Source organism: Koromonas humicola (assembly GCF_059726255.1).
In genome coordinates, this window is record NZ_AP040873.1 from 3,097,853 (window position 1) to 3,111,924 (window position 14,072).

A 14,072-nucleotide genomic window follows, 5' to 3' on the forward strand; every position below is an offset into this window, starting at 1 on the left:
CAACACCGTGCAATGAAATTGTGTTGAAGGCCGTGCCACAATGTGGAACAAGTCGGCCGCATCTCTGAAATCGACTCCCATTCCAAGAGGAGGATGAGAAGCGGCATTGCAACCCGGAAGAACATGATTGGGCATGTCCTCACAAGCGGAAAAGCTGGGGGAAGCGAGAATAAACAAATCGGCGCAGGTGTGAAGGAGCGACCAACGGAATAGCGCGCTATGGGCTTTTGGCAAGACGGAGAAGAGTTGGGTTCTCGTAAGTCCGCGTTTTGCAATGCCGGGAAACTAGGCGCTCAGCAAAAGAAGGAAGCGCCAGCATGCGCCGACGCTTCCTGTTCAAAGCAGCCTTCGACTAGAACTGCAGACGCGCACCCAGTTGCAAGACGCGCGGTCCACCGCCTCCCAACCCTGGATTCCCCTGAGCAACGTCGGGAGTTTGTGAAATTACTCCTAGCGGGTAGGGATTGCCCGTGCCGGGATCGGCCCCGAATGAGAGCGAACCATTCGGTAGCGCGAAGTTGGGGTGATTGAAGATGTTGAATGCCTCTGCGCGAAGCTGCAACTCGAGATTTTCGCGTAGACGCGTTGTCTTTACCAAGGAAAGATCAGTATTCCAGAAGCCGGGCCCATAGATCTGATTACGCCCCAAGTTTCCAAAAGAGCCATCCGTTGGCTGAGTGAACGCCGCCGGATTCAGATACCCCGTGCTTGGCGTCCAGTGCGACAGAATCGGATTCACGCCTTGAACGAGGTCCGGACGCTGGCGATAGTTATATCGTCCGCTGTTATCGTAGGAAGTCACGATCGGGATCGGACGGCCCGTCTGCACGGAGATGATTGAATTCAGCTGCCATCCTGAACCAACCCACGAAGCCCCAATCGGCAAGTTCGGAACCGCGTAGTTGAGTGCGGCAGTGAAACGCTGCCGCGTATCAAAAGTAGAGTTTCCGTGCTCAGCGTGCAGGTTGAAGGAATCCTGAGGGAATGCCGCGCCTGCCGTGAAGTCGATTCCATCGCTGGCATCGTCGATCGAATGCGACAACGTGTAGGTTGCGAACCCCGACAGTCCATGCAAGCTGCGCATTCGCAGAGTCGTTTGCAGGGCGTTGTAGTTGGATGCGGCACTCGTCGCAAGTATGGCGATCTGACCATAGGCCCGATTGGGGTAGTTCCCATCGGCATCTGTCTGATTCGCATCGTACAAGCGAGTCAAGTGCGTGCCCTTGGACCCGACGTAGCCAATTTCAAGCGAAGTGGAATTGCCGAGTTCACGCTGTAGGTTCAGGTTCCAGCTCTGGGTGTATGGAACTGTGAAGTGCTTGCCAGTGCCGAAGACGCTGTCCGCACCGTCATAGCCAACGTATGCAGAGTCCGCTCCCGTTGCCCAGTTGTAGCTGTCAAACCCAAGCGGCAACACGGGTTTTGGTCCGATCGGATTCGTAGTGATTCCAGCGGCGTTAGTGTAGTTGGCAATGAGAAGATTTTGCGGAATGTAATCAAAGTACAAACCGTACCCACCACGCAGTACGGTTTTATCAAGCACACGATACGCGAACCCGAGGCGAGGCGAGAAGTTTGTCCACTTGCCATCGTAACCACTGCCCTGCACGAGCGTGCCCCTGGCAAAGTTGTAGTTCGAAATCAGGCCATTCGACTCACCCAATGGCCCAAAATACTCCCAACGCACGCCGAGGTTCAGAGTGAGGCGATCGCTGATGCGATAGTCGTCCTGAGCGAACACTCCAAAGTTGTTGTTCGTCGTTGTCCGTTGTGTGTCTCCCGTATCGATGCCGGTATAGAAGTCACCCAGATAGAAGCTCGCGAGTGTGTTGACGACAGAATCAGGCGAATAGAGATTTGCACCGGTGTCCGGATCCGTCTCGAAATTCACATCGAGCAGGCCGCGCTCCAGATTGTTGTTGTAGGAAACAACGAGCGCACGGCGATACTCTGCACCAAACTTCATCGAGTGCTTCCCTTTTGTAAGGGAGAAGTTGTCAAGAATCTGCGCGGTCTGACTCGTGCGTGCGCGGGGAATGCTGTAGGCAGAGGCCCCAAGATTTTCGATGACGCCATTGAAGTCAATTTCGGGCAGACCTGTAATTCCCTTGGTCAGATTCAGTCCGATGGAGTTCGGATCCCAGTTAGCATCGGCGCCGCGGAACGATGTGTTGTAGCGCGAATAGCCGAACCGCAATTCATTCAGCGTGCTTCCACCCAACATCGAGAGCAAACCTGCCGATACCACCTGGACGGTAGTTGGCGACACCTGTGCAAAGCGCGCAATGCGCGAGCCGGCGCCGTATCCCAATCCGCCCAACGGGAACGTCTGATCACTGGAACTATAGACGTAATTCGCAAATGCACTTTCGGTGCTGCTGAACTGGTGATCAAGCTTGCCAATGAAACTATTCAGATCGTTCTTGTCGTTGACTGTTCCGTTGAGCTGCCCAGTGTTGGACGTCGGAAAGAACGCAAGAACCTTATCCAGAGCCGGGTTCACGCTGGACACATAGGCAAAGTCCAGATTCGGATTCGCAGGATTATTCGGATTTTGCGCTATCGCTTTTGCAGAGGCGATCTGATCCGCTGTCGGAACGGTTAGGATGAAGTCACTGGTCACCCGCTCACGTTGACCTTCATAAGCTCCGAAGAAGAACGTCTTGCCCTTGACCAAAGGACCGCCTAGAGAGCCGCCAAACTGGTTGTTCTTGAACGGGCTTTGCGGATTGGGCGTGCCGTCTTCGTTGTAACGCGTGTTGAAGTAGTTGCGCGCGTCGAAGGCCGAATTGCGCACGTATTCAAACGCAGAGCCGTGGAAACGGTTACTACCAGATTTGGTGAGAATGTTCACCGTCGCCCCACTGTTGCGCCCGTATTCCGCAGGCGCCTGCGTCTCGAGATTAAATTCCTGTATTGCGTCGATCGGCAGCAATGACGCGGGCGCACCCGTGATACCTACCTGGTTCAGCGCCGAGTTGTTGAAGAACGGATCGTTGTTGTCGGTGCCATCGAGCAGATAGTTGTTCGAGCGATCGCGATTGCCATTGATATTGAACTGTCCGAAGCCCTTCTCGGTTCCGGCTACGCCCGAGCCTTCAACCGTAACGCCCGGGGTGAGGGCTACCAGCTTGCCGAAGTCGCGACCATTCAGAGGAAGATCAACCACAAGTTTGTTTTCGATAACTTGGGCAAGGGTGTCGCGCGTAGGCTCGATCAAAGGCGCGACAGCCTCAACCTGCACCTGTTGCGTATCCTGCTTGACGTGAGAGAGTTCGAAAACGATGTTGGTGTCGAGGCCCACACTGACTTTCACCTGTTGCTTCACCGGCTGAAGTCCAGCGCTCTCTGCAGACACCTCATAATCACCAGCAGACAACTCGCGAATGCTAAAGTTACCTTCACTGCTCACTGATACTGAACGCGTAGCACCTGTTGCGAGATTGCGTGCCACGACAGTAGCCTGCGGCAACACAGCTCCAGTGGCATCATGAACCTGTCCAGTGATACCTCCGCGGAACGATTGTGCACTCGCCGCAATAGCCAATGAGATCAACAAGAAAGGTAAGAGTAGAAATTGAATCTTTATCTTGTCCACTTGCATGCTCCTACTCCGCGGCTGCTTTCGCCGGGATTGTGATCGGTGCGGGAATCTTCACAGGGAAACGCTCAGCAAAACTCCCCTGATTCACAGCCAAGCCCAGTCGCCCACGAGAGTCGATGTAGAACAACGGGGAGCCGGCCGGCACGTCACTGAAAGTCTTTACGAACGGGAACTCATACGACTTGCCATCGATAGCTACCGGAACCTTTGTTCCTAATGTGTATCCGAGTTTTGAGAAGTCTTCCCGGAGAACATTGGTAACGAGATTGCCGAAAGGACCGTCCGTGCCAATCACCGAGGCCGAAAGCCCTTGCGAGTTGACCGTTGCTTTGGCGACATTCAGGCGCACGAGTTCTGAGGCGTCGAGTGCTGGTCCTACTTTCGTCCAGTCTTCTCCATGCGCAATGTGTGCGCCAACCGGCGAGAAGATGTCACGCCCATGGAATGTTGAGGAGAGCTGTGCTCCGATCATCCAATTCGTATTGGTGATGTCACGCGCGGCTTCGATTCCATCCTGGTCGGCAATCAAGGTCAACAGCCCGTTGTCAGGAACCACGAAATATTGGCCTCGCTTTGAGAGAGCCACGATGGCCTTGCGAGTGCTACCCACTCCGGGGTCTACAACGCCAACAAACACCGTTCCTTTGGGGAAGTATGGAGCAGTTCCGGCAAGGAACCTTGCGCCTTCCAGAATGCTAAACGGCGTAACATCGTGCGTAAGGTCAACTAGCCGCAAGCTCGGCTCAATTCCCAGCATTACGCCCTTACAGATTGGAACTGCGTCATCAACGTGACCGAAGTCCGTCATAAACACGATGGTGGGTTGCGCGGTTGTCCTTGTCTGCGCCTGTAAAGAAGCAAACGATAGGAGCAGTAAAAGCGCTAGCAGTGCTAGTGTGCGAAAGCGCGAGTGCATTGCCATGAGTAGCAAAAGTCAGGTCCTTTCTAGCTCGATGTAGTGCAGAAATAGCGAAGCCCACGTACTGTAGAGGCGCGTGGGCAAAACTGAAAATAAGAATGCAGTAGAGGTCGCTGTTCACGCGCAGGATTGTGTAAGTACGCAGAGCGCACAACACATTCGACAAGTCCAGAGGCGAGAACTCATTTTCGTTCCGACTAGCCAAATTGGCTAGCGTCTACTTACAACAAATCCTAAGGCAGTTTCGGAAGAATGTCGAGGCTGTGCATCTGGCATGATGCTCAGGAGAGGATGCGAGCATGGAACTTCTCGCGCGGCAAAGATCCATACAATTGCGATTTCCACATCCTCTGGATTCATGAATCCCGTAAAGCAGCTGATAATAGCTTTGCCAGCAAGTCACTCTAGCTGACTGGCTGACGACCAAAGGACACCAGATTGTCGAGGATGGTAGTCTTTGCCATCGCAACCAGAACACAACTATCATTTACGATTCGAATAAGGGAAAACAGTTGAATCCAGCAGCAGAAGCAGAAGCATACGAGTCCATCGCGTTCCAAGTTACGTCTGTGGCATCGAAGGAGAAGGCAGGCGGCACCCACATCGGAACAATTGAATTGAAATCCGCCAATGCAAAGGGCACTTCGAAGATCACGATCATCGGTGATGACACCTTAGTCAACGAGTACAGACTAGGCGAGTTCTATTCAATGAAACTGGTGAAAGATCAGGCTGCGATAGAAGCGCAGCAGGACTACTACGAGCGCGTCCAAGGGAAGTAAAAAGGTATTGGCTACGAGCAATCGCTGAAGGATACCTCGTATTGCTGACTGACCTCCACCGTTCGAAGGGGGTCAGTGTTTTCGCCGCTGCCTCGTCTTTTCTACTTGTGAAGACTTTCCACCAAAGAAGAAGCAGACCGAGGTCTGCTTCTTCTTTCTTCTTCCAGCAAAAGTAAGTATTAGTGTTAGCTACATCCGGACGTGGACCCACAGGACTGGCATCGATAGCACGAGCCGTTGCGAGTCATGATTGCGCCGCACACATGACAGCTCGGAGCATCGCCCATATCCACCACCTCGCTCAGCGCATCGGCGGCATGCTGACTCTTGCTCGTAACCGGATCGCCGTAGAGCGATGCCTGCGCATCCGCGGTAGCCGGAGCTGCAGGAGCGGCTGCGGGAGTCGAATGTCCCGAGGTATGCGGACGAAGGTCGTCGAACAAGCTCTGCTGCTCCCCGGTGAGGAAACGCAGATCGAGCCAGCGGAAGATGTAATCCATGATCGAGTTGGCATAGCCAATCTCAGGATTCTGTGTCCATCCACTCGGTTCAAAGCGGGTGTGAGCAAACTTATTCACCAGCAACCGCAACGGCACTCCGTGCTGCAGCGCGATCGACACAGCGCAAGCGAAGCTATCCATTAATCCGCTGACGGTCGAGCCTTCCTTGGCCATGACGATGAACAGTTCTCCGGGACGACCATTCGGATACAGTCCAACCGTGAGATAGCCCTCGTGCGATCCGACCTTGAACTTGTGCGTCACCGAGAAGCGCTGATCCGGCAACTTGTGTCGACGTGCGCTAGGCGGACCTTCACGATCCTCCTCTTCTTCTGCTACGACAACCGGCTTCTTCTCGTCCTTCTTTGTCGTCAACACCTGATTTTGCTTCGAGCCATCGCGATAAATCGCCACGGCCTTGATGCCCATCTTCCATGCATCTACGTAAGCCTCGATGATGTCTTCAACCGTGGCCTCGTTGGGCATGTTAATCGTCTTGCTGATTGCGCCCGAGATGAATGGCTGTACAGCCGCCATCATCTTCAGGTGTCCCTTGGGATGAATGCTGCGCGTCCCCTTTGCAGGCTTGAAAGCGCAATCAAACACTGGCAGGTGCTCGGGCTTCAGTTGCGGAGCGCCTTCGATCGTTCCGTTCTGGTCGATGTAGCTCACGATTGCATCTGCCTGCTCTGCCGAATAGCCAAGCTTGAACAGCGCTTCAGGAACCGTGTTGTTGACGATCTTCATCATGCCGCCACCAACCAACTTCTTGAACTTAACCAGCGCCAGGTCAGGCTCAACGCCCGTCGTGTCGCAATCCATCATGAAACCGATCGTCCCCGTAGGAGCCAACACCGTCACTTGCGAGTTGCGATAGCCAAATTTCTCGCCATGAGCCAGTGCTTCGTCCCAAGCCTTCTGCGATGCGTCGATCAGCGACTTCGGAACATTCGCCGTGCCGATCTTCGCCACTGACGCGCGATGCATGCGGATCACATCCAGAAACGGCTCGCGATTAATGAAATATCCGGGGCAGGCGCCATCCGTGTGCTCAACCTTGGCGGTCAACTCCGTCGCCGAAGCAATCGCCGGAACGGACTCCGCGATCTTGGACGACTGCAGATACGCTTCGCCGCACATAATTGCCGTCAAGCAGGCAGCGTAATCGCGCCCTGCTTCGGAGTCATACGGAAGGCCAGTTGCCATCAGCAGTGCGCCGAGGTTGGCATAGCCTAGTCCGAGCGGACGGTAGTCATGAGAGTTCTTCGCGATCATCTCTGTCGGATACCCCGAGTGATCGACCAGAATTTCCTGAGCCGTGATCAACACATCAATTGCGTGTTTGTACGAATCCACATCGAACGTGCCGGTCTGCGCAAACTTCGCCAGGTTCAGCGATGCCAGATTGCACGCCGAGTCGTCCAGGAACATGTATTCCGAGCACGGATTGGAAGCATTGATGCGCGCCGAGTTCTTCGACGTATGCCATCGGTTGATTGTCGAGTCGTACTGCATTCCCGGATCGCCGCACTCCCACGTCGCCTTGGCGAGCCTGCTCATCAGGTCGCGCGCACGGAAGGTCTGTACCGGCTTACGTTCGCGCACCGTGCGCGTAATAAACTCCTTGTCCTCCACCACGGCCTGCATAAACTCATCCGTCACGCGAATCGAGTTGTTGGCGTTCTGGAAGAAGATCGAGCTGTACGCGGCACTATCCGGACCGCTCGCGTCATAGCCCTCGCGAGCCAGCGCAAACGCCTTGGCTTCTTCCTTCTGCTTGCATTCGATGAAGTCCACGATATCCGGGTGATCGATGTTGAGGATCACCATTTTCGCCGCGCGACGCGTCTTGCCGCCCGACTTGATGACGCCAGCAAATGCGTCAAAGCCTTTCATGAAGCTCAGTGGTCCCGAGGCCTGTCCGCCACCCGACAGAACTTCCATCGAGCCACGCAGCGGTGACAGATTCGTGCCCGTACCCGAGCCCCACTTGAACAACATACCTTCAGTCTTCGCCAGCGTCAGGATCGAATCCAGCGAGTCCTGCACGCTGTTGATGAAGCACGCCGAGCACTGCGGATAGCTGTATCCGGTGACTCCAAACTCAATGCGCTTCGATTCTGGACTCCAGTGCCAGTTCTGCGCATCGGAGTTCGGCTCCGTACGGTCGCAGCCCACGTTGAACCATACCGGCGAGTTAAACGCCGCATACTGGTTCAGCAGCATGTGCACGAGTTCATCGTGGAACGTATTTGCGTCTTCCTTCGTGCGGAAGTAACCGTCCATGAAGCCCCAGTCGCGAATCGTCTCAGCTACGCGCGATACCAACTGGCGAACTCCGGTTTCCCTCTGCTCCGTGCCAATCTGCCCATGCAGATATTTGCTGGCCACGATGTTCGTAGCCGTCATCGACCAGTCTTTGGGGACTTCAACGTCCTTCTGCTCGAAAATGACGTTCCCCTTGCTGTCCACGATCGACGCCGTGCGCAGCTCCCATGTCAAACGGTCGTATGGCGAGACACCGGCCTGGGTGAAGTGACGCTTGAATGTCAGACCCGGTGTCTGACGCTTCTGCTGTTGGGCAGCGGCCGTGCGCTTGCCGGCGGCGTCGGGGGAGGACGCGGAATCCGGACTGGCGGCGGAGGTTTTCTCAGTTACTTCGGCCATTTGTATGACTCCTTAAAGACTTTTGCGCTGCTAAATCCGTGGTCGAAACGACTGCAACGGCATTCAAATTTGTTGCCGGTCTATTTGGGGACAATACCCCTGTGGCGAATCGCAGTAGCACGACTCACCCGGCCTTCAACCGGCAGTCTTACGCTCCATGGCTCCATGTGCGGAGATCATGAGCAATTGCTTTTGAGAGATAGTGCTTCCGGCTAGCCGTCATTCATGACGACGACAGCCTGCTCGATCTTGTCTTCCGAAGCAGCGCAAAGCGCTTGCAGAGGCGGATTTCGGAGATCGCAATTCAATCGACAACAACTGCTAGGATGCGAAACATAGCTCTTTATGTTGTGCCAGTCAAGCGCATACCGCAACATGTTGTATTCTAATTCAGAATTCCCACTTACACCGACCCAGCCGCTGAGGATATCTCCGGAATTCTGAACTTACCTTCATCAACATTCCGGCTAAACCACAGCGTCTGAAACACTTGCCTGTTTGTCGGTCCAAATCAGGGGAACAAATAGGCGAGCTACTCTTTGGTCGCAGTCCTTTTGCGCAAGAGTGTCGGCTGGCAGATGCGAGACTAGAACGCCTTTTCGGCCAGGTCAATTGCCTAAAACCAGTGCAGTGTGGAAAGCGATGTGGAAAAGGAAGCTACAAACCTCACAGCAAAGTAGATAGCCACAACGCTGATTTATCCCCAATATGTTGTGGTGTTCAAAACTCAAGCCGCGATTCTGCCCGCCTCACCCCAGGACGGTACAATGGTCGTGATGACTAGGAACCGCATTCTCAAGCCAATTGTCTGGATCCTGTGCCTCGCTCCGCTTATCCGGCTCGTCGTCGGAGCCTTTACCGGAGACCTTGGTGCCAATCCCGTCGAGCGCATCACTCACCAAACCGGGCTTGCGGCTCTCATTTTGCTTTTTGTGACTCTGGCCATCACGCCGCTCCGAAGACTTTCGGGCATTCTCTGGGTGATCCAATACCGCAGGCTTTTGGGCCTGTTCTCGTTCTTCTACGGTTCCCTGCACTTGCTGACCTATCTCTGGCTCGACCAGGAATTCAGCATCTCTGCCATGGCCCACGATGTCGTCAAACGCCCCTTTATCACCGTCGGAACGCTCGCCTGGCTACTGCTGCTGCCTCTCGCCATTACATCTACTCAGAAATCCATTCGCGCTCTCGGTAAGAACTGGACACGACTTCATCGGCTTGTGTACTTGGCTGCTGCCGCCGGAAGCGTTCATTTCTACTGGCTGGTCAAGCGCGACAAGCGCGAACCGCTGATCTATCTTGCGGTGCTGACTGCCCTGCTTGGCTGGCGTTTGGCAATTCGCGCAGTCGCGCCACAGAGGCAAAAAGAACAAAAGGCTGTCAGCGTTAACTGATCAATCCTACTCACGCTGAAATATGTTGTGGGGACTCCTGACTGCCTTGGTTCTTCACAACTTACCTGCGACACCAGCAGGCATCCCGGTCGCATCCAATTGTGAAAACACCGGCCGATTGGAGATGCGATGGGACTCAAATGTGAAACCTGCGGGACCGTGAATCCCGCGACGAACCGCTATTGCGGCCAGTGTGGAAGGAGATTGGATCGCACCGTCGCGGCCGACTTTCCAGAGGAATTCTGGCGCGACTCGGATCAGACTCGCGAGGAGGCTAGCGAGGGGGCGAATGATCTTCCTCCCGAAGTCGTTGAGTACGACAACAGCGTTCCGCTCATTGCGCCGGAAGGAACCGATCGCCGCCTTCACACCCCTCCCGAAATCCTCCACCAAGCTCACGAAACCCTGGAACGTGAGGCCGAACTTCACAACTACGCTCACCACTCGGGCGAAACTCATTTCGACGCTCGCTCGCACGACGTCGACCGCGATCTGATCCCGCCCACGCGCGACCAGTTCCTGCGATGGGATATGCCAACCCGTGTCGAGGAGCCCGGAGACGACAACGTAGCCGCCAACTACGACCGCCCCTCCTCAACAATCGCGCACGAAGATCAAGAGTATCTAGTCGCAGCAAAACCCGAACGCCCGCGACGCACCGGTGTCAGCGGCCCATCCTTCCTGGGCCTCACGGATGATGTTGTCATGGAAGATGAAGAACCCATTGAAGCCCGTTCGCACACGGCCCGCAACGTAGCCCTTGCAATCATCGCAGTCGTAGCGGTGCTTGCGGCTCTCGAATGGCGATCGATCCGCGACTACGGACTAGCCTACATTCAGAACGGGTCCATGAAGGTAGCGCGGCGCGACAAGTCCGCGCCTAAGAATCCGCCCGCCGTTGCAGCAGACAACACGGGACTCGACCTCGGATTGTCCCCCGCTCCTGCCAAACCGGGGACGGCTCAGCCTACGCAAAGTAGTCCGAATGCCGACCATCCTCTTCCGCTGAAACAGGCAGAGAACACGCCGCCTCCGAGCACACCAAGTTCTGCATCCCCCTCAGCTACTGCATCGTCTACCCCAGCACCGTCCAACGCGACACAGAACTCGGCGCCAACGAACACCACGGCCGCGAACTCCTCGCCTGAGCATGCCAATCCCGCGCCTGCCGCGAACACTGCACAACCGCCCGCGATGAGTTCCCCTGCACCAGACGTTCCCGAGAGTCGTTCGGCTTCGCTCGCGCCTGAATCAACCAAAAAGCCTCGCACACTCGCAAAGACCGTGAACGCCAAAGCCGACCGTAATGCATCGCGCCGCAACGCCGCCCCCGCGCCTGCATCATCATCCGCTGGAGCCGACGAAATGAGTCGTGCAGCTCGTGCCAGCGATCCCGAAGCCCGTGCCGCCTGGCTCTGGAAGGCAGTGGGCAAAGGCAGTCGCCAAGCACCGGTCGAATTGGCAAGAATGTACGAACGTGGAGTAGGCGTAGTGCGTAGCTGCGATCAGGCTCGCGTCCTTCTTCGCTCCGCCTCAGCCAAAGGCAATGCGGAAGCGCGAACCGAGCTCCGCCGCCTGCCACTTCAGGGCTGCTACTGACCAATGAGGATTGAAAGGGCTAACTCGTGCCTTTCGAGTTTAGGATGGGGCAGTTGACCTTGCTCTTGCAGTTGCCCTTGCTTGCAGTTTCCTGCCTTTGTAGTTGCTGTCATCCTGAGCCGAAGGCGAAGGACTGCTACGCCTCTCACATCTCACCTACAACCGCAGGTCACCTGCCACAAAATCGCCCTACCTTGCCAGCACCTTCGCGCGATCCTCTGCCCCCAACCTCTCGCACGCCGTCCTCAACACCAACCTCGGAGCCTGCTCTCGGATCGACATCAACAGAGGCATCGTGCGCGCACCGTCGTATCGCGCCGTCTCTCGCAGCAGCCACGCCAGTCCTTTTCGCACCATGTCGTCTTCGTCTTCCAACAGAGTCTGCGTGATCCTCTGAACCTCGTCCCAGAACAGCCCCTGATTTGTGCCGCGCAGCAACGCCACGGCAGAGGCCCTCCGCTTCCACCGATTGTCCGCACGCGCCCACAGGAAGACGACCTTCACCCGGCGTGGATCGGCCACGATCATTGGCCCGATAAGATACTGCACGAGCGCATCATGATCAGCCCACGTGCTCACGCGATCAAGCCATTGCTCAAACAGTTTGAAATGTGCAGGAGTTAAATCATCGATATAGGGCTGTAGCAGCAGAACCGCCAAGACCTTCTCTTCCAAGACGCGCCCGTGAAACAAATCATCGGCTACGTTCACCAGGTACTCGAGCCCTTCTTCGCCATGTATTACGCGCCCCATTCGGCGCGACAGCTTTCGAAGCTCTTTCGTGTACCATCCTCGCGACTGGATCTCTTCTTTGAAGAACCACTGCACCTCCGCCGTATGCGGAGCGCTTCCCCCATCCACCAACACCCGCCGCAAATGATCGGCGATATAGCGAACCGGCTTTGACATGTGCTGTATTGAACCACAAGGTTGCCAACGAAAACAGTGACTGAGATAGCGCGAAAACGCGAGGGTGCCCCATCCTAAACTCGTGCCTTCCGAGTTTAGGATGGGGTAGTTGACCGTGCTTTGTTTTAGAGCAGTGGCCCAATAGCCTCATTCAGCATGTGGAGTATGTGAATGTGCCACCGGGCGCGATTTACTCGTAGAACGCCGCGACCTTCTCCGCCTTTGGCTTCGGAGTAACCAAGCTCACTGCCACTAGCGCGACCACGCTCACGATCAGTGCCGGGAAGATTGCATCCCTCTCACCAATCACACGCGGCAAGTAGGCCTTCACCGAATCCCACGCCACTGTAATCGCCGTTCCTGACAACAGACACGCCACTGCGCCTTCTTTCGTCGCGCGACGCCAAAAGAATGCCGCCATCACCACCGGAGTTATCGCCGCAGAGTAAATGGTGTACGCATACATCGCCTTCTCGAGTACCGAGGTCAGCTTGATTCCCTGCACCAGCGCCCAGATCCCGAGTCCCACTACGAGCACCCGCGACACCAACAGCACGTTTTTCTGCGAAGCATCCGGACGAATGAATCTCGTGTACACATCGTTGATCAGGTTCGTCGCCGGAGAGAATAGATAATTGTTCGCAGTCGAAATCACCTTAGCGAATACCGCGCCCATCAGCAGCGCCCCAACCATCGCCGGCAGGTAATTCCTCGCTGTATATGGAATGATCTCCCTCGGCGCGAAGTCTTCTGCGCCTGCCTGCCCATGCGCCCTCAGGAACAATCCCGAGCCTATTACTGCCAGCGAAACGATCAACGTCTCTAGCACGACGGTTCCGAAAACCCAACCCACCACGGCCACGCTTGCGTCCTTCTCAGTTTTGGCCGAAAAGAACTTCTGATACATCGACTGATTGCCGATCATCAGCAGGAACGTCGGAAAGAAATATTCCAACGCCCTAGTCAGCCCCGCGCCCACGTTCTGCTGCCCCGCACCATTCCTGCCCCACTCGCCAAACAGCGTGAAGTGCGTCCACGGAAGCGCCGCGTGCAGTCCCGACCATGCGCCCACCTGCCCGAACAACGCCGGCAGCGCAATAAATCCAATAACGGTTATCAGCATTCCGATCACTACGTCCATGTAGGCGACCGAAGCCATGCCAGCAAGCGCCGTAAACACGATCACGAACGCCGCAATGATCAGCGTGCCTTGTGTCTTCGCTATGGTCGGAAAGATCAGGTGCATGATGTCGCCACCTGCGCGGAACTGATAGCTCGTGATCGCCGTGTAGGCAAACAGAATTGCGATCGTCCCCAACACTCTTGCCGCGGTGTTGTAACGTGCTTCCAGCAGATCAGGAATCGTGAACTGCGCAAATTTTCTTGCCCGCGGTGCTACGAAGTAGATAATCAGCAGTCCTGCCCAACCACCCGCTGGCTGCCACAAAGCTGCGAAGCCATTGCGGAACGCATTCTCCGCTCCAGCAAACAGCGACCCTGCGCCAATCCACGACGATAGCAGCGTGAACACCAAAACATAAGCGGGAAGCGAGCGTCCGGCGACAAGATAATCGGCCTTGGTCTTCACCTTGCGCATCTGCCAAACACTCACAATCAGCAGCGCGCTCACGATCACCGTGAGGACCACGGCATAAAGATTCAGCATCTGCACTCCGACAAACGGCAAGATATAAGACG

Annotated in this window: 8 protein-coding genes; 3 read left to right on the forward strand and 5 right to left on the reverse strand. The window is 55.7% G+C overall.

The annotated features are described in order from the left end of the window. Positions 1 to 352: 352 nt before the first annotated feature. Together AC6IZD_RS13415 and AC6IZD_RS13420 are read right to left on the reverse strand one after the other, a co-directional pair. Positions 353 to 3,598: a TonB-dependent receptor gene (locus AC6IZD_RS13415; RefSeq protein ID WP_497783822.1), complete on the reverse strand. Its 3,246-nt coding sequence runs from the start codon at positions 3,596 to 3,598 to the stop codon at positions 353 to 355. Between the two features lie 10 nt (positions 3,599 to 3,608). Next, complete coding sequence (locus AC6IZD_RS13420) at positions 3,609 to 4,526, reverse strand: SAM hydrolase/SAM-dependent halogenase family protein (RefSeq protein WP_497783823.1); 918 nt, start codon at positions 4,524 to 4,526, stop codon at positions 3,609 to 3,611. A 509-nt stretch (positions 4,527 to 5,035) separates the two neighbouring features. Between AC6IZD_RS13420 and AC6IZD_RS13425 the strand changes: the two genes are divergently transcribed. Further along, entirely contained in the window at positions 5,036 to 5,305 is a 270-nt protein-coding gene (locus AC6IZD_RS13425) for a hypothetical protein (protein WP_497783824.1), read from the forward strand. A gap of 185 nt (positions 5,306 to 5,490) precedes the next feature. Here AC6IZD_RS13425 and AC6IZD_RS13430 read toward each other — a convergent pair whose 3' ends face one another. Then, a complete protein-coding gene (locus AC6IZD_RS13430) occupies positions 5,491 to 8,472 on the reverse strand; it encodes a vitamin B12-dependent ribonucleotide reductase (protein WP_497783825.1) in 2,982 nt (993 codons plus the stop codon). Positions 8,473 to 9,239: 767 nt separating this feature from the next. Here AC6IZD_RS13430 and msrQ point away from each other — a divergent pair. Beyond that, positions 9,240 to 9,866 (forward strand): protein-methionine-sulfoxide reductase heme-binding subunit MsrQ, encoded by a 627-nt coding sequence (msrQ, locus tag AC6IZD_RS13435; protein ID WP_497783826.1) that lies wholly within the window; start codon positions 9,240 to 9,242, stop codon positions 9,864 to 9,866. Between the two features lie 129 nt (positions 9,867 to 9,995). After that, entirely contained in the window at positions 9,996 to 11,465 is a 1,470-nt protein-coding gene (locus AC6IZD_RS13440) for a hypothetical protein (RefSeq protein ID WP_497783827.1), read from the forward strand. Between the two features lie 189 nt (positions 11,466 to 11,654). Here the strand turns inward: AC6IZD_RS13440 and AC6IZD_RS13445 are convergent, their stop codons facing one another. Together AC6IZD_RS13445 and AC6IZD_RS13450 are read right to left on the reverse strand one after the other, a co-directional pair. Then, positions 11,655 to 12,374, reverse strand: a complete 720-nt coding sequence (locus AC6IZD_RS13445; protein ID WP_497783828.1) for a DNA alkylation repair protein — start codon at positions 12,372 to 12,374, stop codon at positions 11,655 to 11,657. Positions 12,375 to 12,564: 190 nt separating this feature from the next. Further along, positions 12,565 to 14,040 carry a sodium:solute symporter family protein gene (locus AC6IZD_RS13450; protein ID WP_497783829.1) on the reverse strand — a complete coding sequence of 492 codons (1,476 nt, stop codon included), beginning with the start codon at positions 14,038 to 14,040 and terminating at the stop codon, positions 12,565 to 12,567. Positions 14,041 to 14,072 lie beyond the last annotated feature (32 nt).

What these genes read in the sequence shown, in the direction of transcription:
- AC6IZD_RS13420 (WP_497783823.1), bottom strand. Translation starts at nt 4,526, where the DNA reads ATGGCAATGCACTCGCGCTTTCGCACACTAGCACTGCTAGCGCTTTTA.
- AC6IZD_RS13430 (WP_497783825.1), bottom strand. Translation starts at nt 8,472, where the DNA reads ATGGCCGAAGTAACTGAGAAAACCTCCGCCGCCAGTCCGGATTCCGCG.
- msrQ (WP_497783826.1), top strand. Translation starts at nt 9,240, where the DNA reads ATGGTCGTGATGACTAGGAACCGCATTCTCAAGCCAATTGTCTGGATC.
- AC6IZD_RS13440 (WP_497783827.1), top strand. Translation starts at nt 9,996, where the DNA reads ATGGGACTCAAATGTGAAACCTGCGGGACCGTGAATCCCGCGACGAAC.
- AC6IZD_RS13445 (WP_497783828.1), bottom strand. Translation starts at nt 12,374, where the DNA reads ATGTCAAAGCCGGTTCGCTATATCGCCGATCATTTGCGGCGGGTGTTG.
- AC6IZD_RS13450 (WP_497783829.1), bottom strand. Translation starts at nt 14,040, where the DNA reads ATGCTGAATCTTTATGCCGTGGTCCTCACGGTGATCGTGAGCGCGCTG.